Source organism: Streptomyces sp. NPDC090127 (assembly GCF_044746945.1).
GTDB lineage: Bacteria > Actinomycetota > Actinomycetes > Streptomycetales > Streptomycetaceae > Streptomyces.
Genome location: NZ_JBIVDE010000009.1, coordinates 276,831 through 301,908, shown reverse-complemented (window position 1 = coordinate 301,908; position 25,078 = coordinate 276,831). Strand labels below are relative to the sequence as shown.

At 71.8% G+C, this 25,078-nt stretch carries 20 protein-coding genes and 1 riboswitch; of the genes, 4 read left to right on the top strand and 16 right to left on the bottom strand.

Annotation, left to right across the window (positions count from 1 at the left end; all coding sequences use genetic code 11):
- The first annotated feature begins 49 nt into the window (after positions 1 to 49).
- Entirely contained in the window at positions 50 to 2,581 is a 2,532-nt protein-coding gene (locus ACIPPS_RS29915; protein ID WP_401438385.1) for an ABC transporter permease, read from the top strand.
- Positions 2,582 to 2,657: 76 nt separating this feature from the next.
- Here the strand turns inward: ACIPPS_RS29915 and ACIPPS_RS29910 are convergent, their stop codons facing one another.
- The 9 genes from ACIPPS_RS29910 to ACIPPS_RS29870 form a co-directional block, all read right to left on the bottom strand.
- Positions 2,658 to 3,950, bottom strand: coding sequence for a class I SAM-dependent methyltransferase (locus ACIPPS_RS29910; RefSeq protein ID WP_401438382.1), 1,293 nt, complete (start codon positions 3,948 to 3,950; stop codon positions 2,658 to 2,660).
- Positions 3,951 to 4,128: 178 nt separating this feature from the next.
- Positions 4,129 to 5,508, bottom strand: a complete 1,380-nt coding sequence (locus ACIPPS_RS29905) for an NAD(P)/FAD-dependent oxidoreductase (RefSeq protein ID WP_401438380.1) — start codon at positions 5,506 to 5,508, stop codon at positions 4,129 to 4,131.
- A gap of 369 nt (positions 5,509 to 5,877) precedes the next feature.
- A complete protein-coding gene (locus ACIPPS_RS29900) occupies positions 5,878 to 6,792 on the bottom strand; it encodes an exopolyphosphatase (protein WP_401438377.1) in 915 nt (304 codons plus the stop codon).
- Positions 6,789 to 7,346 carry a DUF501 domain-containing protein gene (locus tag ACIPPS_RS29895; protein ID WP_401438374.1) on the bottom strand — a complete coding sequence of 186 codons (558 nt, stop codon included), beginning with the start codon at positions 7,344 to 7,346 and terminating at the stop codon, positions 6,789 to 6,791. Before ACIPPS_RS29895 ends, ACIPPS_RS29900 begins: the two co-directional genes overlap by 4 nt.
- A gap of 149 nt (positions 7,347 to 7,495) precedes the next feature.
- Positions 7,496 to 7,960 (bottom strand): septum formation initiator family protein, encoded by a 465-nt coding sequence (locus ACIPPS_RS29890; RefSeq protein WP_401438371.1) that lies wholly within the window; start codon positions 7,958 to 7,960, stop codon positions 7,496 to 7,498.
- A 106-nt stretch (positions 7,961 to 8,066) separates the two neighbouring features.
- On the bottom strand, positions 8,067 to 9,359 hold the full coding sequence (gene eno, locus ACIPPS_RS29885; protein WP_401438368.1) for a phosphopyruvate hydratase: 1,293 nt from the start codon (positions 9,357 to 9,359) through the stop codon (positions 8,067 to 8,069).
- Between the two features lie 334 nt (positions 9,360 to 9,693).
- Positions 9,694 to 10,386 (bottom strand): transglycosylase family protein, encoded by a 693-nt coding sequence (locus ACIPPS_RS29880; protein ID WP_401438367.1) that lies wholly within the window; start codon positions 10,384 to 10,386, stop codon positions 9,694 to 9,696.
- Positions 10,387 to 10,389: 3 nt separating this feature from the next.
- Positions 10,390 to 10,563: riboswitch (cyclic di-AMP (ydaO/yuaA leader) on the bottom strand.
- Between the two features lie 259 nt (positions 10,564 to 10,822).
- The gene (locus ACIPPS_RS29875; RefSeq protein WP_401438365.1) at positions 10,823 to 11,827 is read right to left on the bottom strand and encodes a transglycosylase family protein; all 1,005 of its coding nucleotides are present in this window, start codon (positions 11,825 to 11,827) and stop codon (positions 10,823 to 10,825) included.
- Positions 11,828 to 11,941: 114 nt separating this feature from the next.
- Positions 11,942 to 13,207, bottom strand: a complete 1,266-nt coding sequence (locus ACIPPS_RS29870; protein ID WP_401438362.1) for a cytochrome P450 — start codon at positions 13,205 to 13,207, stop codon at positions 11,942 to 11,944.
- Between the two features lie 98 nt (positions 13,208 to 13,305).
- On the opposite strand from ACIPPS_RS29870, the gene ACIPPS_RS29865 reads away from it, so the two are divergent.
- The gene (locus tag ACIPPS_RS29865; RefSeq protein ID WP_401438359.1) at positions 13,306 to 14,508 is read left to right on the top strand and encodes a globin domain-containing protein; all 1,203 of its coding nucleotides are present in this window, start codon (positions 13,306 to 13,308) and stop codon (positions 14,506 to 14,508) included.
- 230 nt (positions 14,509 to 14,738) lie between these two features.
- Here the strand turns inward: ACIPPS_RS29865 and ACIPPS_RS29860 are convergent, their stop codons facing one another.
- The 3 genes from ACIPPS_RS29860 to ACIPPS_RS29850 form a co-directional block, all read right to left on the bottom strand.
- Entirely contained in the window at positions 14,739 to 15,959 is a 1,221-nt protein-coding gene (locus tag ACIPPS_RS29860) for a nucleoside triphosphate pyrophosphohydrolase (protein ID WP_401438356.1), read from the bottom strand.
- 20 nt (positions 15,960 to 15,979) lie between these two features.
- Positions 15,980 to 16,624, bottom strand: a complete 645-nt coding sequence (locus ACIPPS_RS29855) for a SurA N-terminal domain-containing protein (protein ID WP_401438353.1) — start codon at positions 16,622 to 16,624, stop codon at positions 15,980 to 15,982.
- Between the two features lie 82 nt (positions 16,625 to 16,706).
- Positions 16,707 to 17,693: a glycosyltransferase family 2 protein gene (locus tag ACIPPS_RS29850; RefSeq protein ID WP_401438605.1), complete on the bottom strand. Its 987-nt coding sequence runs from the start codon at positions 17,691 to 17,693 to the stop codon at positions 16,707 to 16,709.
- Positions 17,694 to 17,818: 125 nt separating this feature from the next.
- On the opposite strand from ACIPPS_RS29850, the gene ACIPPS_RS29845 reads away from it, so the two are divergent.
- Positions 17,819 to 20,230, top strand: a complete 2,412-nt coding sequence (locus ACIPPS_RS29845; RefSeq protein ID WP_401438350.1) for a YfhO family protein — start codon at positions 17,819 to 17,821, stop codon at positions 20,228 to 20,230.
- Positions 20,231 to 20,333: 103 nt separating this feature from the next.
- Positions 20,334 to 21,641, top strand: coding sequence for an acyltransferase family protein (locus tag ACIPPS_RS29840; RefSeq protein ID WP_401438347.1), 1,308 nt, complete (start codon positions 20,334 to 20,336; stop codon positions 21,639 to 21,641).
- A 128-nt stretch (positions 21,642 to 21,769) separates the two neighbouring features.
- Here the strand turns inward: ACIPPS_RS29840 and ACIPPS_RS29835 are convergent, their stop codons facing one another.
- The 4 genes from ACIPPS_RS29835 to ACIPPS_RS29820 form a co-directional block, all read right to left on the bottom strand.
- Positions 21,770 to 22,126, bottom strand: coding sequence for a GNAT family N-acetyltransferase (locus ACIPPS_RS29835; RefSeq protein ID WP_401438345.1), 357 nt, complete (start codon positions 22,124 to 22,126; stop codon positions 21,770 to 21,772).
- A 293-nt stretch (positions 22,127 to 22,419) separates the two neighbouring features.
- On the bottom strand, positions 22,420 to 22,821 hold the full coding sequence (locus tag ACIPPS_RS29830) for a hypothetical protein (protein WP_401438343.1): 402 nt from the start codon (positions 22,819 to 22,821) through the stop codon (positions 22,420 to 22,422).
- 122 nt (positions 22,822 to 22,943) lie between these two features.
- On the bottom strand, positions 22,944 to 24,455 hold the full coding sequence (locus ACIPPS_RS29825; RefSeq protein ID WP_401438340.1) for a protein kinase: 1,512 nt from the start codon (positions 24,453 to 24,455) through the stop codon (positions 22,944 to 22,946).
- A complete protein-coding gene (locus ACIPPS_RS29820; protein ID WP_401438338.1) occupies positions 24,452 to 24,982 on the bottom strand; it encodes a hypothetical protein in 531 nt (176 codons plus the stop codon). Before ACIPPS_RS29820 ends, ACIPPS_RS29825 begins: the two co-directional genes overlap by 4 nt.
- Between the last annotated feature and the right edge of the window lie 96 nt (positions 24,983 to 25,078).

Genomic DNA, 25,078 nt, shown 5'->3' with positions numbered 1-25,078 from the left:
CCTTCGACGTTCAGCCCCCGACCGGGGGCTCCCACTCCAGGACACACCCATGTTCCGTACCGCCTTGCGCAACGTGCTCGCGCACAAGGCCAGGCTGCTGATGACCGTCCTCGCCGTGATGCTCGGCGTGGCCTTCGTCTCCGGCACCCTGGTCTTCACCGACACCCTCTCCCAGGCCTTCCGCAACCAGTCGGCGAAGAGCTACGACGACGTCGCCGTCGCCGTCAGCATGTACCCGAGCCCCGAGGAGGCCGCCAAGACCCCCGGCCTCTCCCAGGCCGTCATCGACCGCATCGGCGAACTCGACGGCGTCGCCTCCGTCACCGGACGGGTCGACGGCTTCGCCGGCGTGCCCGACAAGGACGGCAAGCTGATCGGCGTCGGCTGGTCCAACAAGGGCACCAACTTCGCCCCAGGCCCCGACGGCAAGGACCGGGCCTACGCCTTCGCCCAGGGCGCGGGGCCGCTCCAGGACGGGCAGATCGCGCTCGACAAGGACACCGCGGCCAAGGGCGGCTACCAGGTCGGCGACACCGTCCGCGTCGCCACCAACGGCCCGGTGAAGGAGTACGCCCTCTCCGGCGTCTTCACCACCGACGACGGAGCCGTCAGCGCCGGCGGCAGCCTGGTCCTCTTCGACACCTCCGTCGCGCAGCAGCAGTACGTGAAGGCGGGCTTCTACCGGGACGCCACCGTCGTCGCCGCTCCCGGCACCGACGCGAACAAGCTGCTCGACGCGGTCCTGAAGGTCGTCCCGAAGGACGCCACCGCCCAGACCGGCCAGGCGCTCGCCGACCGGCAAGCCGAGGACATCGAGTCCGGGCTCGGCGCGCTGAAGCAGGTGCTGCTCGGCTTCGCCGGCATCGCCCTCTTCGTCGGCGTCTTCCTCATCGCCAACACCTTCACCATGTTGGTCGCCCAGCGCACCAGGGAGCTCGCGCTGATGCGCGCCGTCGGTGCCTCGCGCAAGCAGATCACCCGCTCCGTCCTCGCCGAGGCCGGTCTGGTCGGCCTGATCGCCTCGGTGGTCGGCTACGGCCTGGGCGTCGCGCTCGCCGTCGGGCTGCGTTCCGGCATGAACGCCTTCGACCTGAAGGTGCCGGGCGGCCCGCTGGTCCTCTCCGCCACCCCGGTCGTCGCCGCGCTCTCCGTCGGCGTCCTGATCACGATGTTCGCCGCCTGGCTGCCCGGCCGCCGCGCCGCGAAGATCCCGCCGGTCGCGGCGATGAGCAGCGTCCACGCGGCGGCGACGACCAAGTCGCTGGTGGTCCGCAACTCCATCGGCGCGGCGATCACCGCCCTCGGCGCGGTCCTCATCGTGCTCGGTGCCGGCAAGGGCGGCGAGGACGGCCGGATGCTCATCGCGGGCGGCGCCTTCACCACCCTCATCGGTGTGATCGTGCTGATCCCGCTGCTCTCCCGCCCGGTGATCGCCCTGATCCGGCCGCTCTTCGTGGGTGTCTTCGGGGTCTCCGGCAAGCTCGCCGGTCTCAACGCGGTCCGTAACCCGCGCCGTACCGGCGCCACCGCCTCCGCGCTCGCCATCGGTCTGACCCTGGTCACCGGCCTCACCGTGCTCGGCACGACGGTCGGCGCGGCGCTGGACAAGATGACGACGGACCAGATCCGCGCGGACTACATGATCTCCATGGCCAGCGGCGACGGCATGAACGAGGAGGCGCTGGCCGCGATCGAGAAGACCCCGGGCGCCACGGCCGTCTCGCCGCAGCTGGCCGGCTGGATGACGCTGAAGGGCAAGGACGTCTCGGCCTCCGGCGTCACCCCGGGGGACATCGAGAAGCTGATCAAGCTCGACACGGTGAACGGCTCGCTCGGCTCGCTCGGCGAGGGTCGGATCGCGATCGCCGAGAAGACGGCGACCAAGCAGGGCTGGAAGGTCGGCGACACGCTGCCGGTCGAGTACGGCGACAAGAAGAAGGGGAAGCTGACGGTCGGCGCGATCTTCGAGGACAGCGAGTTCGTCTCGCCGGTCGTCGTCGACGCGGAGATCATCACCGCCCACGAGCAGCAGTCCTACATCCCGCAGATCTTCGTCGCGATGGACGGCGGCGCCTCGGCGGCCGGCGAGAAGGCGCTCGCGAAGGCGATGGGCGACAATCCGGCCGTCACCGTCATGGACAAGAAGGACATCCGTGACCTGTTCGGCGGGCAGATCAACCTGCTCCTGAACATCATGTACGGCCTGCTGGCGATGGCCCTGATCATCGCGATCCTGGGCGTCGTGAACACCCTGGCCATGTCCGTCTTCGAGCGCCAGCAGGAGATCGGCATGTTGCGGGCGATCGGTCTGGACCGGCGCCGCGTCAAGCGGATGGTCCGTCTGGAGGCCGTGGTCATCTCGCTCTTCGGCGCGGTGGTCGGCATCGGTCTCGGCGCGTTCCTCGGCTGGGCGATCGGCGAGACGTTCAAGAGCACCCTGCCGGGCTACGCCCTGGTCCTGCCCTGGGACCGGATCGGGATCTTCGTGGTCCTGGCCGGACTCGTCGGTGTGCTCGCGTCCCTGTGGCCGGCCCGCTCCGCGGCCAGGCTGAACATGCTCACCGCCATCAAGACCGAGTAACGGCGGTACGGACACGGCGAAGGGCCGGACTCCCCACGCGGGGAGCCCGGCCCTTTCCCGTACCCGGGTCCGTCGGCTACTCGTTCCAGACCCGCGTGCGCAGCGGCAGGCCCGCGTCCCCGGTCTGCCGGGTCTTCACGGCGAGGAACTGGTTGACGCCGATCCGGTTGCGCTCGAAGGAGACCGCCGACGCGGCCATGTAGAGCCGCCAGATCCGCGCGCGGCCGGGCGAGGTGAGCCGGACGGCCCGGTCCCAGTCGGCCTCCAGATTGGCCACCCAGCGGCGCAGCGTCAGGGCGTAGTGCTCGCGGATCGCCTCCACGTCACGGACCTCGAAGCCGGCGTCCTCCAGTGTCGTCAGCGTGCGGCCCATCGGGGCGAGTTCGCCGTCGGGGAAGACGTAGGAGTCGATGAACGGGTCCACCTCGTAGGCGGCCTCGTTCGGCTCGGGGCGGCGCGAGATCTGGTGGTTGAGCAGCCGGCCGCCGGGCTTGAGCAGGGCGTGCAGTATGTCGGCGTACTCGCGGTAGCGGACCTCGCCCACGTGCTCGGCCATGCCGATGGAGGAAATCGCGTCGTACGGACCGTCCTTGACGTCCCGGTAGTCCTGCACCCGGATCTCGATCCGGTCGGTCAGGCCCTCCTCGGCGATCCGCTTGCGGGCGAACGCGGCCTGCTCGCGGGAGAGGGTGATGCCGACGACCTGGGCGCCGTACTCGCGGGCCGCGTGGATGGCCATGGAGCCCCAGCCGCAGCCGACGTCGAGGAGGCGCTCGCCCTCCGTCAGGTGCAGCTTGCGGGCGATCAGGTCCAGCTTGTCGCGCTGCGCGTCCTCCAGGGTCCCGCCGTCCGTCCAGTACGCGCAGGAGTAGACCATCGAGGGGCCGAGGACGAGTGCGTAGAAGTCGTTGCCCACGTCGTAGTGGTGGCTGATGGCCTGTCTGTCGCGGCGCTTGCTGTGCCGGGAGCCGGTGCGGCGGCGCATCTCCTCGGCGGGCGGCGCGGGCGGCGGGTAGGGCCCGGCCAGCTTCGCCAGCGCGGCGGCCGCGGCGCGCAGTCGCGGGTCGCGTACGGCCTCCAGGGCGCTCCTGGTCTCCTCGCCGCGGTCCCAGAAGACGCCCGCGAGCCGGTCCAGGACCGCGTACAGGTCGCCCTCGACGTCGACCTCGCCGGCCACCCACGCCCGGGCCAGGCCGAGTTCGCCCGGCTTCCACAGCAGCCGGCGCAGGGCACGGCGCTGCCGGACGATCAGGACCGGGGCGTCCGGGGGTCCTGCTTCGCTGCCGTCCCAGGCGCGCAGCCGCACCGGGAGCGGGGCCCCCAGCAGGTCCTCCGCGAGAGTGGTCAGCCGCGATGCGGCGTCGGCCATGGTGCACACCTCCGTGATGTCGTGCCCCAGATTTGCTCGTCACCACGTAAACACCCTCTGTAGGCGTTTTTCGTCCCGTCGGCGCGCAACGACTCGGCAAAACACCCGGGCGGACATGCCGAAGGGCCGTCCGCACCACGGATGGCGGACGGCCCTTACGGGAACAGCGGGGGTGGAACTAGGAGGCCTTGGCCTTCTCCTGGCTCGCGGCGGCGGGCGCCGGAGCGGGCTTGGCGGCCTCGTAGAACTCCTCGCGGGGGGTCTCCATCGCACCGAGGGAGACGACCTCGCGCTTGAGGAACATCGCGAGGGTCCAGTCGGCGAAGACGCGGATCTTGCGGTTCCAGGTCGGCACGGCCATGCCGTGGTAGCCACGGTGCATGTACCAGGCGAGCCGGCCCTTGAGCTTGATCTTCATCTTGCCCATGACGATCATCGCGACGCCCTTGTGGAGGCCGAGGCCCGCCACAGCACCCTTGTTGGAGTGCGCGTACTCCTTCTGCGGGAAGCCCCGCATGCCGGAGACCACGTTGTCGCCGAGGACCTTCGCCTGACGCAGCGCGTGCTGGGCGTTCGGCGGGCACCAGGCGTTCTCCACACCGGCCTTGCGGGCGGCGAGGTCCGGGACCTGGGCGTTGTCGCCGGCGGTCCAGATGTAGTCGGTGCCGGTGACCTGGAGGGTCGGCTGGGCGTCCACGTGGCCGCGCGGGCCGAGCGGGAGGCCGAAGCGGGCGAGCGCCGGGTTGGGCTTGACGCCCGCGGTCCACACGATGGTGTTGGAGTCGACCTCGAGGCCGTTCTTCAGCACGACGTGGCCGTCGACGCAGGAGTCCATGGACGTCGAGAGGTAGATCTCGACACCGCGGCTCTCGAGGTGCTCCTTGCCCCAGCGGCCCAGCTCCGGGCCGACCTCGGGGAGGATCTTGTCGGCGGCGTCGACCAGGATGAAGCGCATGTCCTCGCGCTTCACGTTGGTGTAGTACTTCGCCGCGTCGCGGGCCATGTCCTCGACCTCGCCGATGGTCTCCGCGCCGGCGAAGCCGCCGCCCACGAAGACGAAGGTCAGCGCCTTGCGGCGGACCTCCTCGTTGGTGGTCGAGTCGGCCTTGTCGAGCTGCTCCAGGACGTGGTTGCGGAGGCCGATGGCCTCCTCCACGCCCTTCATGCCGATGCCCTGCTCGGCGAGGCCGGGGATCGGGAAGGTACGGGAGACCGCGCCCATCGCGACGACCAGGTAGTCGAACGGCAGGTCGTACGCCTCGCCGACGAGCGGCGCGATCGTGGCGACCTTGCGGTCCTGGTCGATGGTGGTGACGCGACCGGTGAGCACCTCGGCTCCGCGCACGACGCGTCGCAGCGGGACGACGACGTGGCGCGGGGAGATGCTGCCTGCGGCGGCTTCGGGGAGGAAGGGCTGGTACGTCATGTACGAGCGCGGGTCGACGACCGTGACGGTCGCTTCCGCATAACGCATCTTCTTGAGAATGCGTCGTGCTGCGTACAGGCCTACGTACCCACCGCCTACTACGAGGATCCTGGGACGCTCCGTGGTGCTCATGCATCCGAGTATCCACCCCTCCCAGGGGGGTCGCTCGTGCGCCCCTTCACAAGGTTGTGGACCACCTCTGCTACACTCCGCCGCCCACGTGACCCAGGTCATGGTCGTGCAAAGGAACCACGATGCGGGGGTGAACGTTGTTCACCCCTACTGAACTGGCCCGGAGAGGGTCCGGTAACCCCGAACCACGGGGTGCGTTCACACGATGGAAACAACGAACGAACCGGGGCCTCGGCCTACGAAAGAGCCCCGACAGGGGCGTTGGAGGCCCAGATGGCCCTCCTCGACCCCCCTCAGGGCCCATTTCCTTGTGAAGAACTTCACGAACTTTCCCGACGCCGTGTCGCGGGCGGCGTCGGGGTGTGCCCGTTATGCCACCGAGAGTGCGATTCCGTCGAGGATGTCGTGCTCGCTGACCACGACCTCGCGGGCCCCGGTCCGCGCCATGATCTCCCGCAGGACGAGCGCCCCGGCGACGATGACGTCGACCCGCCCGGGGTGCATCACGGGGATCGCGGCGCGCTCGTCGTGGGTGGACGCGACGAGCGTGTCGACGATCTCCCGCACCTTCGCGTACGGGACACGGGAGTGGTGGATCTTCGCGGAGTCGTACTCCTGGAGCCCCAGCGCGATGGCGGCGACCGTGGTGACCGAGCCCGCGAGCCCGACCAGGGTCTCGGCCTCGCCCAGCGGCACGGTCTCCTCGGCCAGGTCGAGGGCGGCCCGGACGTCGGCGCGGATCGCGGCGACCTCCGCGGCGGTCGGCGGGTCGCTGCGCACATGACGCTCGGTGAGCCGGACGCAGCCGATGTCGACGGAGCGGGCGGCCTCGACGTGCCGGTTGCCGACGACGAACTCGGTGGAGCCGCCGCCGATGTCCACGACGAGGTACTTCTCGGTGCCGTGCAGCTCGCCGGTGGCGCCGGTGAAGGAGAGCTCGGCCTCCTGGTCGCCGGAGATCACCTCGGGCTCGACGCCCAGGATCTCCTGGACACCGCGCACGAAGTCGTCGCGGTTCTCGGCGTCCCGGGAGGCGGAGGTGGCCACGAAGCGGAGCCTCTCGGCGCCCAGTTCCTCGATGACGGCCGCGTACTCGCGGCAGGCGGCGAAGGTCCGCTCCAGCGCCTCGGGCGCGAGGCGGCCGGTCCTGTCGACGCCCTGCCCGAGCCGGACGATCGTCATCCGCCGGTCCAGCTCGGTCAGCTCGCCGGTCTCGGGGTGGACGTCGGCGACGAGGAGCCGGATGGAGTTCGTACCGCAGTCGATACCGGCGACCCGGGTCACGCGGCGCCCCCCTCTTCCTCGGCGTCCTCGTCCTTCTCCGCGCACGGGGTGACGCACGGGCCCTTGGCCCACCACTCGGGCAGCATCGCGAGGGCCTCGTCGCCGAACGGGTTCACGCCCGGTCCGGCCACCAGCGAGTGGCCGACGAGGACGTGCAGGCACTTGACCCGGTCCGGCATGCCACCGGCGCTCGGGAAGCCCTCCAGGACCTCGATGGCGTCGCGGCGGGCGAGGTAGTCCTCGTGCGCGGCCCGGTAGGCGGCGGCCAGCTCCGGGTCGGTGGCGAGCCTGGCCTGCATCTCCTTCATGACCCCGTTGGCCTCCAGGGTGCCGATCGCGGAGGCCGCGCGGGGGCACGTCAGGTAGTACGTGGTGGGGAACGGGGTGCCGTCCGGGAGCCGCGGCGCGGTCTCGACGACGTCCGGGTTGCCGCACGGGCAGCGGTGCGCGATGGCGCGCAGTCCCCGGGGCGGGCGGCCGAGCTGTGCCTCGAACGCGGCGACGTCCGCCTCGGTCGGCTCGGTGCGGGCGGTCTGCGGAGGGGGCGTTTCCATGCCTGCGTCTGTCTTCTCGTCGGGAGCGGTCTGCTTCGGATGGTGGATCGGTGGGGCCGACGGCCCCGGTGGGCCTGGGGTCCTGTGGTCCCGCGGCCCGGTGGGCCCGGAGCTCATTGGGCCTGGGCCCATCATCTCGTGGCGCCGCGTCAGCGGCCGGTGTCGGCGCGGTCGACGCCGTCCCAGAGGTCGGAGTACCAGGGGCGTTCGGCCTCGCCCTGCTCGGTGCGGCGGGCGCGCTCGGCCTCGGGGTCGTTCACGGTGAAGCCGGTCTCGCCGGGCATCAGGTAGTGCAGGTGCTCGCGGGCGAGCCGGCGGACGTACGCGGGGTCCTGGAGCCGGGCCTTCTCGTCCCGCAGCTCCTCCACGCGCTCCGCGGCCTCGGCGGCCTGGCGCTCCTGCTCGGCGATCTCGCCGCGCTGGGAGACGTACTGACGCATGGGGTACGCGAGGGCGACGACCAGCGAACAGACGACCAGGGCGAGGAAGGCCGCGCGGCCGGTGAGCCGGGAGCGCCGGGCCTGGCGACGGGTCTGGGAGCGGTACACGCGTGCGGCGGTCTGCTCGCCGAGCAACTTGATCCTGGTCGCGGTCGAGAACCGGTCCCGGGCCATGTGCGCGCCTCCCCTTTACGTACGGACGTCCCCGCACACGGTACGGGACCGGGTGCGGGGACGTCCGTAACCGAGGGTGACGCGGGGTCAGCCCTTGGCGTGTCGATCAGTTCGCGGTGCGGAACCGCGGGAAGGCGCTGCGACCGGCGTAGACGGCCGCGTCGTCGAGGATCTCCTCGATGCGCAGGAGCTGGTTGTACTTGGCGACGCGCTCGGAGCGGGCCGGGGCGCCGGTCTTGATCTGGCCGCAGTTGGTGGCGACGGCGAGGTCGGCGATGGTGACGTCCTCGGTCTCGCCGGAGCGGTGGGACATCATGCACTTGAAGCCGTTGCGCTGGGCCAGCTCGACGGCGTCCAGGGTCTCGGTCAGCGAACCGATCTGGTTGACCTTGACCAGCAGGGCGTTGGCGGCGCCGTCCTCGATGCCGCGGGCCAGGCGCTCCGGGTTGGTGACGAACAGGTCGTCGCCGACGATCTGGACCTTGGCGCCCAGCTTGTCGGTGAGGACCTTCCAGCCGTCCCAGTCGTCCTCGAACAGCGGGTCCTCGATGGAGACCAGCGGGTACGCGGCGACGAGCTCCTCGTAGTACTCGGTCATCTCGGCGGCCGAGCGGGACTTGCCCTCGAACGCGTACGAGCCGTCCTTGTAGAACTCGGACGCGGCGACGTCGAGCGCCAGCGCGATGTCCTTGCCCGGGACGTAGCCGGCCTGCTTGATGGCCTCCAGGATGAGGTCGAGCGCCTCACGGTTGGAGTCCAGGTTCGGGGCGAAGCCGCCCTCGTCGCCGAGGCCGGTGGACAGGCCCTTGGTCTTCAGGACGGACTTGAGGGTGTGGTAGACCTCGGTGCCCCAGCGCAGGGCCTCGGAGAAGGACTCCGCGCCGATCGGGGCGATCATGAACTCCTGGATGTCCACGTTGGAGTCGGCGTGCGACCCGCCGTTCAGGATGTTCATCATCGGAACGGGCAGCAGGTGCGCGTTCGGACCGCCGAGGTAGCGGAAGAGCGGGAGGTCGGAGGCCTCGGACGCGGCGTGCGCGACGGCGAGGGAGACGCCGAGGATGGCGTTGGCGCCGAGGGAGGCCTTGTTGTCCGTGGCGTCCAGGTCGAACATGGCCTGGTCGATGAGGCGCTGCTCGGTGGCGTCGTAGCCGACGAGCTCCGGGCCGATCTGCTCGATCACGGCGAGGACGGCCTTCTCGACGCCCTTGCCCAGGTAGCGGTTCTTGTCTCCGTCACGGAGCTCAATGGCCTCGAACGCACCGGTGGAGGCACCGGACGGAACAGCAGCACGGCCGGTGCTGCCGTCGTCGAGGCCGACCTCGACCTCGACCGTGGGGTTGCCTCGGGAGTCCAGGATTTCCCGGGCTACGACGACGTCGATGGACGGCACGAGCATCTCCTTCTGGGATGTGACGCTAGATGTGACGCTTGCGGTGCAGGGTCGCTTCGGCCTTGCGACAAGAGCCTAACCGGCTCCGGGGCTCCAGCCCGCCGGGCGCCCGCCCCCTGGGACGAAAAAGGACCCGAGGGCACGCATTCAGGCCCAAAGGCCCTCAGATCTACTCGACGGTAACCAGGGTCCGGGCCCCGGGGCGGCCCGCGGCGGGGGCCCCGGACGCGCGGAACCCCGGTCCGGAGCGCACGGGGGAAGGGCGCTCCGGACCGGGGTGGTCACCGCGGGAGGGTCGTGGGACTCGCGCGAGCCGCCGGACTCACGCGAGCCGCCGGGCTCACTTCAGGTGAAGCTGCTGGCCCGGGTAGATCAGGTCGGCGTCCTCGACGACGTCCTTGTTGAGCTCGAAGAGCTTCGCCCAGCCGCCCTTGACGTCCTGCGCGGCCGCGATCTTGCTCAGGGTGTCGCCGCCGACGACCTTGTACTCGCCGTCGCCCTTCTTGACCTTCTTGCCGGTCGGGGTGGTGACGGTCTTCTTCGACTCGGTCTTGGGGGCGGTCCGCTGCTCGCTGCGGGTCGTCGGCTGCTCGGCCTGACGCTCCTGCTTCGGGGCGGCCTGCGGGGCGGGCGCCTCCTCGACGGCACCGGTGTTCGGCGAGGCGGAGGAGAGGCCGACGCCGCAGCTCGGCCAGGCACCCTTGCCCTGGCCGGCGAGGACCTTCTCGGCGACCGCGATCTGCTGCGACTTGGAGGCCTGGTCGGCGCTGGCCGCGTAGGCGGTGCCACCGAAGGCGGCCCAGGTGGAGTTCGAGAACTGCAGGCCGCCGTAGTAGCCGTTGCCGGTGTTGATGGACCAGTCGCCGCCGGACTCGCACTGGGCGACCTTGTCCCACTCGGAGACGGTGGCGGCCGAGGCGGTGCCGGCGCCCATCAGCGGGGCGGCGACGGCGACACCGGCGACACCGGCGAGGGCGACGGCGCGGGTGGCCTTGGAGGGACGACGGTGTTTGCCCTTGGCGGAAAACAGCATGGGACTTCTCCTCACCGACGCCTACGAGGTGAGCTGTCGGGTTCGGGCCCTGTGAGTTGCCCGGCCGCGCGACCTTGCGCGCGGCTTCACCCCAAGCCGCTCTCGGCCGTCTGTCTCAACGGCCGGGGGCGGCGCTTACCTTGGGTCCCCCGCTCCTGCCTTCGGCGCATGACGCGACGACTGTTCCCATCGGCCGACGGCAGGATTCGGCGTTTCGGTCGACGGGGCCCGCGGTGGCGAGCGGTGACGACCGTAGACACAGACCCGGGGGAAGTTCAAAGACGTCCATGCGGGACAAAACGCCCCTACTTGCCTCGGGACGAAGGGTATTTACGCAGGTGAGAGGTGACGGAAGCAGAGTTTGCGGACGAGACACGCCAGTTGAGGCGAAGAGACCCTTGTCTCACTTGCGCAGAACCGGACATTCAGCCCCGAACTACCCGCGCCCCGCCGCCGCCCCGTCGGGCTGACCGACCGTGAGATCCAGGCTCTGGCCAGGGAGGATGAGGTCCGGGTCGACACCCACCGTCGTGCGGTTGGCGTCATAGAGGGCGCCCCAGCCGCCCGGCAGCGCGTTCTCCCGAGCGATGGCGGTGAGGTTGTCGCCGGGCTTGACGGTGTATTCGCCGATAGTGTCAGCGATGCCCTTTGCGGGCGGGTTGTCCGAAGTGTCCCCGGTGGGCTGCTTGTCGGCGTCGGCACCCGGTGTCGGCGCGTCGGACGGCGAGGCATGGCGGCCCGCTTCAGGGGCCTTGTCCGTATTGCCCGTCTCTTCCGGGGCTGCTCCGCCCCGGTGCTTGCCGGTGCCGGAGGTGGTCGGCGCCGGCGGCGTGGTGGACGCGTCGGGAGCGGAGGACTCGGGGCCGGATGCCCCGGGGGCGGGCGCCTCGGAGGCGGTCGTGGACGGCGCCGAGGGGGCGGAGGGCGCGGACGAGGTCTCGGACGGCGCGAGGGCCTCGGGCGGGGTGTCGACGGTCGGCAGCCCGACGGTCCGGCTGGACTCCGGGCTCGGGCCGATCGGCTCGCTCGGCCGGAAGGCCGGGCCGGGATCGATGTCGGGCTTGGTGCCGTCGTTGGTCAGACCGGCGATCGGGGCACAGGTCGCCCACTGCGTGTCGCCGGCGGCAAGGGCCCTTTCGGCCACGACGATCTGCTGCCCACGGCTGGCGAGGTCCGCGCTCGGTGCGTAGGCGAGACCGCCGTGCCGCTCCCAGCTCTCCTGGCTGAACTGGAGTCCGCCGTAGAGCCCGTTCCCGAAGTGGGCGCTCCACTGGCCGCCCGACTCGCACTCGGCGACCCGGTCCCAGGTCGCCGCGTCGGCGGCGGAGGCGGAGCCCGCTCCGAGGAGGGGCAGCGCGAGGGCCGATCCCGTCACGCCTGCGGCGACGACGATGGCGGGGGCCTGGCGGGGTCTGCGGTGTCGTCCGTTCCCGGAGCGCATGCGGAGCTGCCTTTCGCGTGACTGCTGAGGTGACGGTGAACGTAGCGGCATTCGAACGTCAGTCACAAGTCGATGCAGCGGAGATCACGTAAAAGTCACAGTCTTGACGGCTCGTCAGTTCGCGTGGGGGTGGGAAAGGGGGGAGAACTCCACCGGAAGCGTGCGCAATCCCCTCATGATGAGCCCGCCGCGCCAGCGCAGCTCGGCAGGATCGGCGCCAAGTCGCAGGTCCGGCAGGCGAGTCAGCAGCGTCGCCAGCGCGATCTGCCCTTCGAGCCGGGCGAGCGGCGCGCCGATGCAGTAGTGGATGCCGTGCCCGTAGCCGAGGTGCTGGTTGTCGCGGCGGGACAGGTCGAGCGTGTCGGGCTCGTGAAAGCGCGCCGGGTCGCGGTCGGCGGCGGCGAGCACGACGAGGACCGGGTCGCCCGCCGGGATCTCCTGGCCGCCGATCGTCAGCGGCTCCATGGCGTACCGCCAGGTCGCCAGCTCCACCGGCCCGTCGTAGCGCAGCAGCTCCTCGACACCGGTCTCCAGCAGGTCCCGTTCCCCGGCGGCGATCGAGGCCTGGAGCCGGGCCCGCTCCTCGGGGTGACGCAGCAGGGCGTACAGCCCGTTGCCGACCAGGTTGACGGTGGTCTCGAAGCCGGCGAAGAGAAGGATGAAGGCCATCGCGGCGGCTTCGTTCTCGGTGAGGTGCTCGCCGTGGTCGGAGGCCTTGATGAGCCCCGAGATCAGGTCGTCGCCGGGGTCGAGCCGCTTGCGGTGGATCAGCTCCGCGAGATAGCCGCGCATCTTCTTGACCGACCGCGCCACCCCGCCACGCGGCCCCCCGCCGTGCCGGATCATCATCCCGGCCCAGTCCCGGAAGTCGTCCTGGTCCTCCTCCGGCACCCCGAGGAGGTCGCAGATCGCGTAGATGGGCAGCGGGAAGGCGAACTCGTGGATGAGGTCGGCCTCCCCCTTCGCCGCGAAGGAGTCGATGAGCCGGTCGGTCAGCTCCTGCACCCGGGGCGCGAACTCGGCGACCCGGCGCGGGGTGAACGCCTTGGAGACGAGCCGGCGCAGCCGGGTGTGGTCGGGTGGGTCGATATTGAGCAGATGGGTCATCAGCTCGGCCTTGCGCTCGCCCGGGATCCCCGTCCTGCCCTTGGCGTGCGCGGACTCGGCGTGGTGCTCCGGGTTCTTCGACAGCCGCTGGTCGGCGAGGGCCTGCCGGGCGTCCGCGTACCGCGTCACCAGCCAGGCCTCGACCCCGCTCGGCAGCGTGGCCCGGTGCACGGGGGCGTGCTCGCGCAGCCAGGCGTAGGCGGGGTACGGGTCGGTCGCGAACTCCCAGGTGAAGAGCTCGGGGGCGGGGGGCTCGGCGGGGGTGGTGCTCACCCTGAGACGGTACAAGGTCGCGGTCGCACCGGCCCGCGGGCCACCTGCCACCCCGGATGTGATCGTCCTGTGAAGAGGCGTGGCCTAGATTCTCCCGCGTGGATGCCCAGTTGCTCAGAAGCACGTTCGCCGTCGTCGAGAGACGGGCCGAACATGCCGTCGCCTTCTTCTACTCCCATCTGTTCTGGCACCACCCGGGCGTCCGCGAGCTCTTCCCCGAGGACCTGCGGGCCCAGCGCGACCGGCTCTTCGCCGCGCTCACCCACGTCGTGACCCGCCTGGAGGACCCCGGGCTCGCGGAGTACCTCGCCCATCTGGGCCGCGACCACCGTAAGTTCCTGGCCACCCCCGCGCTCTACGCGGCCGTCGGCACCAGCCTGACCGCCGCCTTCGCGCACGCCGCCGGGGCCGCCTGGAGCGTCGAGGCCGAGAAGGCGTGGACCGAGGCGTACGGGCACGTCGCCGAGCTCATGCTGCGGGGCGCCGAGCAGGCCGAGGCGGAGGGCGAGCCGCCCTGGTGGGACGCCGTCGTCGTACGGCACGAACGGCTCGACGAGGACCTGGCGGTGCTCACCCTGAAGCCGCGCCGGCCCTTCGCGTACCGGCCGGGGCAGTACGCCGGCGTCAGCTCGCTCCGGGTCCCCCGGGTGTGGCGGACGTACTCCCTGGCGAACGCGGTCCGCGCGGACGGGACGGTGGACCTGCATGTGAGCCGCGTGGCCGGCGGGGCGATGAGCACGGCGCTGGTCGAGGCGGTACGGGAGGGAGAGCCGCTCCGGCTGAGCGCGGCGGGCGGCGCGCTGACCGCCCGGACCGCGCCCGGCGTCCCGCGGACCTACATCGCCGCCGGAACCGGCTGGGCGCCGGTCAAGGCGCTCCTGGAGGAGGTGGCGGAGGGCCCGGAGGGCGTCGAGGCGCGGCTGTTCCTGGTGGCGCGGGCGAAGGAGTACCTCTACGGGAGGCGGGACGCGGAGCGGCTGCGCGAGCGGATACCCGGGCTGAGGATCACGTACATCGCCTCGGCACCGGAGCACCCGCGCGACCAGGCGACGGAGCGGCTGCTCCTGGCGCTGCGGGCCTGCGGCCACTGGGCCTCGCACGACGTCTACCTCGCCGGCCCGCACGCCCTGCTCGCGGAGGCCGTCCCGGCCCTGGAGGACCTCGGCGCACCCCACATCCACCACGACCGCCTACCGGAGCCGGATGCCTCCTTACGTCCGCTCGGCACGGCCGAATGGTTCCTGTCCCGCCCGGACCCCCACTGGCACGACCCGGCGGCCAGAGCGCCGCGGGAGGCTTGAGCGGCTACCGCCCCCGGTCGGTCCCGCAGCCTGACCGCAGTGGCCGACGACCGGCCCACCCGGCCCGGGGCGGGGCCGGAGGCCCAGACCGGAGTGGCGGCCCCGGTCGGTCCTGCGGCCCTGACGAACAACCGGCCGGTGAGCACCCACCCGGCTCGTGACGGGGCCGACTGAGCGGTAACCGGTCCCGACGGCCACCGGCCCCGGTCGGGCCGGCAACCCCGGTCGGGTTACCGCCCCTCGCCGGGGCGCTGGCTCTCCGCCGTGTGGATCGCGTCGCGGTAGGCGCGGGCCGCCGCGCGGAGGGCGGCTTCCGGGTCGGTGCCGGAGGCCTCCGCCTCCGCCGCCAGCGCCAGCAGCTCGTAGCCGATGCCGTCGCCCTTCGGGAGGTCGACGTCCAGGCCCGCCGTGCGGGCGCGGCCCGCCAGCTTCGCGGCGAGCGCCAGGCCGGGCTGGCCGAGCGGCACGCCCTCGGTGACCGAGACGCGCTGCTTCTCGATCGCCTTGGTGCGCAGCCAGTGCGCCTTGACCTCTTCCGGGGTCTCCGCCGTCGCGTCGCCGAAGACGTGCGGGTGGCGGTGGATCAGCTTCTCCACGATCGTCGCGGCGACGTCGTCGAGGGAGAACGGCTCCGTCTCGTCCTCCTCCGCGATCCTGGCGTGGAACACGACCTGGAGGAGAACGTCCCCGAGCTCCTCGCGCAGCTCGTCCCGGTCGCCGTCCTCGATCGCCTCGACGAGTTCGTACGCCTCCTCGATGCCGTACTTGGCGAGCCCCTGGTGCGTCTGGAGCGAGGACCACGGGCACTCGCGGCGGATCCGGTCCATGACCTGCACCAGGTCCAGGAGGCGGGCGCCGGGCAGGTCGTACGAGCCCGGCAGCAGCTCCAGGTCGGGCATCGTGACGCGGCCGGAGCCGGCGAGCCGGGCCAGCCCGTCGGTCAGCGCCTGGTCGCCCTCGCCGCCGGGCAGCACCACGACGGTCCGGCCGCCGGCGCACGCCTCGACGAGGTCCCGCGCCTGCGGGCTCGCGTGCTCGACGGTGACGCCGGCCTCGCGCAGGTACGGCAGCTGGGGGTGGTCCGCGTCGGCGCACAGCACCCGGTCGGCGCCGTGCAGCGCCTGCCACGCGGGCCAGGACAGCAGCCCGGGCGCGACGCGGTGGCTGGCGGTGAGCAGGACGATCCGGCCCGGGTCGACGGCGTCGACGACGTCGACGGCGTCGACGAGGCCACCGGGCTCGGCTGGCGCTGCGGCCGCGACGGGCTCGGCGGACGCGACGGACTCGGCGGGCGCTGCGGAAGCGACCGGCTCGGCGGGCGCTGCGGCCGCGACCGGCTCGGCGGACGCGACGGACTCGGCGGGCGCTGCGGAAGCGACCGGCTCGGCGGGCGCTGCGGGCTCGGCGTGCGGGGCTCGCGCTGTGGGCTCAACGGGTGATTCGGCGTTCACCCTTCCGACCTTACGTGGCGCTACGCGCCCGCCTCCACGGCCGCCGGTTCCTGGCTGATCTGACGCAGCCACGGCGCCGTGAACGTCCCCAGCTGGATCTTGGCGTCGTCCCACGCCCCGAAGCGCGGGTTCACGTCGATGTCCAGCTCCTTGGACGCGGCCGTGAAGACGTCCATGAGCTTCTTCTGGCCGTCGGGGGTGTTCGCGATCGACAGCTTGGCGGCGATCTTGTTCATCAGGACCGTGCGGCGGACGACCCCGTCGATCTGGTCGGGCGCGACACCCTGCTGCTGGAGCAGGGTCGCGGCGAGCTGCTCCGCGCCGCCGCTCTGCTTCGTGAACTCGTCCCGCGTCTGCTGGATCTCGCCGCGCGAGGCCGTGATCCCGTTCTCCTCGGCGACCTTGTCGACCACCCGGTCGAAGATCATCACGTTGAGCTTCTCCCGGGAGAGGTCACCGGTCGCCTGGATCAGCTGCGCGGCCTGCGGCGACGCCTCCTGCGCGGACCGCACGTCCCGCACCTGCGCCTGGAGGCTGGACACCTCGATCCGTTCGCCGCCGACGACGGCCGCCGCCCCGGGGTGGGGCTCGGCGCCGCAGGCGGCGAGCAGCGGGGCCGCTGCGAGGAGCGCGGCGGAGACGGAGAGCGCGGTGCGGCGGTGCAAAGGAGCCTCCCGGCGTGGGTCGTGCGTCAGCGTGAACGACCTTGCGGTGATCGATGGTAGGCAGTCGCCGTGGCCGGGGCCACTACTTCGACGTGACTGTCTCGATCAACGACTCACGCATTCGGGTGGTGGCGGCCGGGCGCCCCGGATCGTCCATGTTCGTCGCCTTCACCAGGAAGTGCGGCCGCCGCTTCACCTCGTAGTAGATGCGGCCGACGTACTCGCCGACGAGCCCGAGCATGACCATCTGGACCCCGGCCAGCGCCGTGACGATGACGAGCAGGGTCACGTACCCGGGCGTGTCGACGCCGTTGACCAGTGCGTCACCGACGATCCAGGCCGCGTAGGCGAGCGCCACCGAGACCAGGACCATGCCCAGATAGACGGCGGCCCGGAGCGGCTTGTTGTTGAAGGAGAGCAGCCCGTCGAGTCCGTAGTTGAGCAGCTTTCCGAAGGTCCATTTCGAGCGGCCCTCCTCGCGCACCGCGTTCTCGTACTCGAAGGTGGTCGTGCGGAATCCGACCCAGGCGAAAAGACCCTTGGAGAAACGGTTGTACTCGGTGAGTTCGAGGATCGCGTCGACGGTGCGGCGCGAGAGCAGCCGGAAGTCGCCGACACCGTCCACCAGCTCGACGTCCACCAGCCGGTTGATCGCCCAGTAGTAGGCGCGGGCGGTCAGGGTGCGGGTGACCCGGTCGCCCTTGCGGGTGCGGCGGGCGATGACCTGGTCGTACCCCTCGGAGTGCAGCGCCAGCATGCGGTGCACGAGCTCCGGCGGGTGCTGGAGGTCTGCGTCCATGATGACGACGGCGTCGCCCCTGGCGTGCCGCAGGCCGGCCAGCATCGCGGCCTCCTTGCCGAAGTTCCGGCTGAAGGAGACGTAACGGGCGCGGGGGTCGGATGCGGCGATCTCCTCCAGGAGCGGGAGGGTCCGGTCACGACTTCCGTCGTCGACGTAGACCAGCTCGAATTCCCCGTCGAAGCGGGAGAGTTCCGAGGTGACATGGTCGTGGAAACGACCGATGATCTCCTCTTCGTTGAAACACGGGACCACGATCGAGAGCAGCACGAAGGACACGACAACCGACGTGGATGTCGTCGGCCGATTCGACACATGACCGACAGGCGACCATTGCGTGAACTGGGCCCGCTGGATCACATTTTCGGGTTCCGTACTGGCATATTCGCACCATCATGCCTGCTCAGACGTCACCGGCCGCCATGACCCGTGCCGCCGGGCGCGCCGCCTCGCTCGCCGCCCTTCTCACCCTGCTCGCGGTGTGCGCCGGGGACGCCGTCGCCCGCACCTTCCCCTTCGGGCCGAAGCACCGCGGCGTCAACGACCTGGCCAACCAGTTCGTGCCGTACCACGCCCATCTCTGGGACCTGCTGCACGGGCGCGCGGACGGCGGGCTGCTGCTCAACTGGCAGTCCGGCTGGGGCAGCAGCTTCCTGCCCGACCTCGGGACGTACCTGGGCAGCCCGTTCGCGCTCCTGGTGGCGCTCTTCCCGCGCGACGACATCGAGTACGCGGTCTACGTCGTCACGCTCCTGAAGACGGCCGCCGCCGCGGCCGCCATGACCCTGGCGCTGCTGCGGCTGCGGCCCGGCCCATGGTGGGCGGCGGCGGTGCTCGGCGCGTCGTACGGGCTGTGCGGCTGGTCGGTCCTCGAGGCCACGTACAACCCGATGTGGCTGGACGGGCTGATCGCCTTCCCGCTGCTGGTCCTGGTCGGCGAGTGGGTACGGCAGGGGCGCCGGCCCCTGCTCGGCCCGCTGGTGGTCGCGGTGTGCTGGGTCGGCAACTTCTACACCGCGTACATGGCGACGATCGGCGCCGCGCTGGTCCTGCTCGTCCGGCTCGCGGCCGCCCACGAGCTGCGGCTCCGGGTCGTCGCACGGGCGGTGGCGACCGTGCTGCTCGGCATCGGGCTCGCCGCCCCGGTCCTGGTACCGGTGTTCCTCGGCTCCACGCACGCGTACCCGGGCGTGGTCCGGGACTTCCAGCCCGCGCCCCTGCCGGACGCCCTCGCCCGGCTGCTTCCGGCGACGTACAGCTTCTCCACCCCGGCCGCGTTCCTGGGCACCGGGACGCTGCTGCTCGCCGCCGCCCTGGCCTTCCACCGGAAGGTGCCGCGGCGGGAGCGGTGGCTGTGGACCGGGTTCGCGCTCGCGGTCGCGGTGTCGCTCCAGTTCGAGCCGACGCACCTCGTGTGGCACGTCTTCGCCACCCCCAACGGCAGCCCGTACCGGCAGACGTTCGTCCTGTCCGGGGTCCTCGTCCTCGCCGCGTGGGTGGCCCTCTCCCACGGGCTGCCCGGGCGGCGTGCGCTGCTCGGCGGCGCGGGCGTGCTCGTGGCGGTCGCGGCGGTCGCGGGCGCCGGCGACCTGGTGACCGGCTGGTCGTACCCGCTGTTCGCGCTCGGTCTCGCGGCGGCCTGCGGCGCGCTGTGGCTGGCGGGCCGGGGGCGACGGCAGGTGGTCGTGGCGGCGGTGCTCCTCTCGGCCGCGCTGGTCGGACAGGCGGCCGCGACGACGGCGTACGGGGACCGGGCCCGGCTGCGCCTCGACGACTACCCGGCCTGGGGCGCCGGGCACGACCGGCGGACGGCGGCGCTCGCGGCGGCCGACGCCTGGCCCGCGTACCGCACCGACTCGGGCCGGCCGCGGATCACCGGCAACGAGCCGCTGCTCTTCGGCGGCCAGGGCGCCGCGTACTACAGCAGCCACACGCCGGCCGTGCTCACGAACACCCTGGCCGCCCTCGGCGGCGGCTGGACCTCGCGCGGACGCAACCTGCAGAGCCTCGACAACCCGGTGACGGACGCCCTGTTCGGCGTCGGGGCGCGGTGGCGCGGCGACTCCGTGGTGCGCACGGGGCCGGTGCTTCCGCTGGTGACGGTACGTCCCGAGGGGGCCGCCGCGCCCCGGTACGGCGCCTCCCCGTTCCGTAACCAGGAGATGCTGCTGGGCGCGTCGGTGTGGGCGCTGCCCGCCGACGGCGCGTGCCCGGTCGGCAGCGAGGTCTTCCTGTGGGCCCCGAACGTGAAGGGGACGGCCCGGCTCGGCGCGGGCGGCGCGCCGGTGCGGCTGGAGGGCGGGATGCCGAAGTGGCGGGCCGCGCTGACCTCCCTGGGCGTGCAGCGGACGGCGGGCACGCGACCCGTGGTCGACGCGCGCCCGGAGAACGAGGTCGGCTGCCTGGACCGCGCCCGCCTCGACACGGCGGTCGCGGGCCTGAAGGCCACGGCGCCGCCGACGATCGAGGTGACGGACAGCGGCATCCGCGCGCACCTGCGCCCGGGCACGAGGGGCACGGTCGTGCTCGCCGCCCCGAGGATCGCGGGCTGGACGTGCGAGGGACGCCCGGCGGACGCGTACGGCGGGCTGGTGGCACTCCGGACGGACGGCACCCGCACGACGGTGTCCTGCGACTTCCGACCCCCGGGGCTGCGGGCGGGGCTCGGTCTGGGCGGCTGCGCGGCGGTACTGCTCACGATGTGGCTGCTGGGGGCGGGGCGAAGGCGCCGGAAACCGTCGGCAGGCATGAGGCCGACCCCCTCTTCTGCGCGATACCGAGCCGACGAAACCCCCGTTCCTGGGTGAGAAGGGACACGACAGTCGGGCTGTGAACTCGCTGTTCGCCTTCTGTACGGTCTTGCCGGACCAACTCATTCACCCGGGAAGGCCGCAATCGATGCCCGGCACCATGGGGGCCAAAAGCGGCGGAGAGCCGGCGAACCGTCTCTTCGCTCTCGACGGAATCCGGATCACAGCAGCCCTGATCGTGGTCCTCTACCACTACATCGGTCTCAATTCCGCTTGGGGCACGAACACCTCCGAACTCTTTCCCGTACTGCGCCCTTTCGCGGTGTACGGATGGCTCGGCGTCGAGATCTTCTTCGTCGTCAGCGGGTTCGTCATCTGCATGAGCGTCTGGGGACGCACGGTCGGCGACTTCGCCGTGTCACGGGTGTCCCGGCTCTTCCCGGCCTACTGGGCGGGCATCGTCCTGACGACGCTCGTGCTGCTGCTCCTGCCCGAGGTGGGCCGGCTGCACGACGCGGAGCAATGGAGCGACATCCTGATCAACCTGACCATGATGCAGGGCGGTCTCGGCGTCGAGCACGTGGATCATTCGTACTGGACGCTGTTCGCGGAACTGAAGTTCTACGCACTCTTCGCGCTCGTCGTACTCCGCGGGGTCACGTATCGCAATTGTGTTCTCTTCTGCGGGATCTGGACGCTGGCGGCGGTCACGGCTCCGACCACCGATCTCCGGCTGCTCAATTTCCTCTCGATGCCGCAGTACGCGCCGTATTTCATCGCCGGCATCGCCTTCTACCTGATGCGCCGATTCCGTCCCACCATGCTGCTCTGGGGCATTGTCGGAGTGCAGTTCCTGCTGGCCCAGCACTATGTGCGCGGGCGCATGGAGACGAACCTCGGGCTCCGTCTCGCGGATCAGCTGCCGACCTGGCCCGCACGTCTGGTCATCGCCTTCGGCTTCCTCGCGATCGCGGCCGTGGCGCTCGGTCTCCTCGACAGCGTCCGGTGGGGCTGGCTGAAGACGGCGGGGGCGCTCACGTACCCGCTGTACGTGATCCACATGGGGATCGGCATCACGGTGATCCACGCTCTGCGCGACCGGGTCGAGCCGGTCCCCCTGGTCGTGTCCGTGACGGCCGCCATGCTGGCGCTCGCCTGGCTGATCCACGTCTTCGTGGAGCGCCCGCTGTCGAAGCGGCTGCGGTCGGGGATGCGGAGCGGAGTCCAGGAGATCCGCCTCCACACACCGGCTGCCGTGCCTTCGTCCCCCGCCGACGTGGCCGCACTGCCCGCACCTCCCGTGCCCGAGCCCCCCTTGCCCGAGCAGCTCGCACCGGAGCACGCCGTACCCGAACACCTCGTACCCGAGCCCCCCTTGCCCGAGCACCCCGTGCCCGAGCACGCCGAGCCTCCCGTACGCGAACCGGCGCTGCCTCGCGCGGTCGGTCTCAGCAGCCTCAGCCGCTGACCGCCGGGCGCCGACCGCTGGGGGCCAGGCGCTGGGCGCTGGAGGCTGGGCGCTGGGCGCTGGAGGCTGGGCGCTGGGCGCTGGGCGCTGGAGGCTGGGCGCTGGGCGCCCGTCACTCGAAGCCGCTCCTACGCCACCGTCAGCCGCCACAGCACCTCGCCGTCCTGCCGCGGCGTCCCCACCACCCAGGCGACCTCGGCACTCGCGTCGTCGTGCCGGACGGTGGCCTGGACGGTCCCGACGAGACACCCCGCGTCCGTCTCGCGCACGACCCAGTGGCACCAGGAGACGCCGGGCCCGGGCGCCCCGGCGGTCTGCCGCTCGTAACGCGCCCGCAGCGCCGCCACGGTGGGCGGCTCATCCCCGATGAAGACGTACAGCGCCGGGTCGCCGAGTACCCCGGCCATCTCCTCGGCGTGCTCGACGGCGAGCGGGAGGAGGGCGAGGCGGGGGGTGCGGATGGGATCGGCCTGGATCGTGGTCACGCGCCCAGCACGAGCCCGGCCCGGGCGGGGTGGGAACATCTGTCCAGGACATCAGGGACGGGGTCGGGGCGACGGGTCGGCTCTGGGACCAGGTCACGGGGACCGCGTACCCGGACCGCGGGGTCGCGCCGCTGCCGGCGGCGGAGCTGCGGGCCGCGCTGCTCGCCGTCGGCCCCGCGGACGTGCCGTTCCGCGTCCGCGAGATCCGCCACGGTCCGGCGCGGACGTGCCCAGGAAGGCGTAGAGGCCGGAACCCGCCGGGTCCGGCCCCTACTTCTTCTTAGAACGCGCCGTTACTTGACGGGGTTCAGGCAGAGCACGAACTTGTCCGCGTCCAGCTGCTGGGCGAGGGCCACCTCGCTGAGCGTGCCGCACTTCTCGACGTCGAAGGTGTCGTCGATGACCTTCACGACCTTGTAGAGGTCGGGGACCTTCTCGCCGCACGGCTTGCTGGTGACCTCGGGGTCGTTCTCCGGGCCGGTCACCGTCACGCACTCGCCCGCCTTGGCGTGGACGGGCGCCTCGCCGGTCAGGTAGGGGAGGCCGAGCCTCCAGAACAGGATCGCCGCGATGGCCACGACGATGCTGATGAGCGTCTTGCCTATGCTGCGCTTCTTCTTCGCCGGCTTGGTGGGCGCGGGCACGGGCTCGGGCGCGAGGGGCTGCTCGGGGGTGGCGGGCGACTGCGTCGTCATGAAGGGTTCCTTGGGGACGTGTGCATGATCAGACGCGCACCCTACATCGCACGGAATACGCAAATCGGACCCGGAAGATCCTGTTCGCCAACCAGTTGCGGACTCGTGATCCTGGCGCTCCGTCAGGCGAAGCGGCCCATCTGCTGCTGGCGGGCCAGGGCGCGGCGCAGATCCGTCGGGAGGGCGTGGTACGGCCCGTACGCGCGCTCCGTGTCGTAGAGGAGGCCCTGGAGCTGCTGGTGGGCCGCCGTGTGGTCGCCCATCGACAGCAGCAGGTTGCCGATCCGGCGCCGGACGTCGAAGAACCGGGCCTGGTCCGCGCCGTGTTCGAGGAACGGGAGCAGGACGCGGTACTCCGCCAGCGCGGCCGCCGTCTCCCCCAGCTGCTCCAGGCACTGCGCCGCCTCGTAGCGGAACTGCAGGGTCTGCGGGTCCGCCGGGCCCGCCTCCCGCGCCCGGTCCTCGGCGAGGCGGCGCAGCTCCGGCAGGGCGCGGCGGTACTGCCCGTCGTCCATCAGGGTCGTCGCGTACTGCTTGCGCAGGATGCGCACGACGGGCGAGTGCTCGCCGTGCTCGGCGGCGGCCGCCGGCAGGATCGAGCCGAGCAGGTCCACGGCCTGGGTCAGCGAGCCCTCCCCCAGGAGCCGCTTGACCTCGTCCACCGTGGCCGCCACGTTCGGGCGGGGCGCGACCGGTGGCGCCACCGGCGGGGGCGGGGCGGACGCGCGGTCCGGCCACGGGGCGTGCGGGCGCAGGAAGGGGCGGGTCGGATCGAGCGGCCCGGCCGGGGCCCCGCGCGCGGGGAGCAGCGGCAGCAGCGCCTCGTACACCTCGTGCGCCCCCGAGGGGCGGTGCTGCGGGTCCTTGGAGAGCAGCCGCAGCACGAGCGCCTCCAGGGCCTCCGGCACCTCGGGGCGCAGCTGGCGGACCGGCAGCGGCGGCTCGTACAGATGCCGGTGCAGGACTCCGAGCGCGGTGGACCCGGCGAAGGGGACGTTCCCGCTGAGCAGTTCGTGCAGCAGCACACCGAGCGCGTACAGGTCCGTGAACGGGCCGACCGCGCCCCCCATGGCCTGCTCGGGCGCCATGTACGCGGGGCTGCCGATCGGTGAACCGGTGTGCGTCAGACGGGTGGTGTCGGTGTCGAGGACGGAGGCGACACCGAGGTCGAGCACGGTGACGGAGCCGTCGGAGCGGACCATCACGTTGCGCGGCTTCAGGTCGCGGTGGACGATCGGCACCGCGTGCACGGCGGCGAGCACCGCGCACAGCTGGGCGGCGACGGAGACCGCCCACTCCCACGGGTACGGGTCGTGCTCGGCGAGGTGGTCGGCGAGGTCCGCGCCGTCGACGTACTGCATCACGAGGTACAGGTCGTCCCCGTCGCTGCCGGCGTCGTGGACGGTGACCAGACCGGGGTGGTCGACCTGTGCGGTGACCCGGCACTCGCGCACGAAGCGCCGGCGCAGCTCCTCGGCGGCGGTCGCGGGGCCGGTCATGGTCGCGGGGCGGAGCAGCTTGACGGCGACGCGGCGGTCGAGCCGTCCGTCGTACGCCGTCCAGACCTGGCCCATGCCGCCCTGGCCGATGACCGTGGAGAGTTCGTACCGGCCGCCGATGACGCGTCCGTTCACTTCCCCTCGTCCTTACGGAGGAGGTTGCTGAGCTCGTCCAGCTCGGCGCGGACCTGGTCGATCCGGGGGTTGGCGGGGGTCGGCTGCGCGGGCGGCTGCGGCGGGACCACCGGCTGGGCCGGAATCGGCTGAGGGTGAGAGTGCGGCTGCGGGTGAGGGTGCGGGTGGGCCTGCGCCGGGGAGACGTGACCGGACTGGTGGCGCGGGACCGTCGCCGCGTACGGGTTGTACGGAGCGGCCGGACCCTGCCCGACGGCCCCGCCGAGGCGGATCCGGTCGTGCTTGATGTCGACGACCAGGAAGTACACGGTGAACGCGACCGCGTTGAGCAGGATCAGGCCCATCGCGATGTCCGCCTGCGTGGTCTCCACGTCGTCAGGCAGCAGGATCATGCCGGTGATCATGACCGCGGCGGAGACCCCGCACAGCACCCAGTCCCGCGCGCGCCTGGTCACGACGGCGAGCCGGATCATCGTTCCCCAGGTCAGGAAGCCGATGCTGAGCAGCGGCAGCAGCGCGAACAGCACGCGGAGCACGATCACCGACGCCGGGACGGCACGCGGTGAGGGCGGAGGCACAAAGCCGTGGCCGTACATTCCTGCTCCTGGGCACTGAGGTGGTGG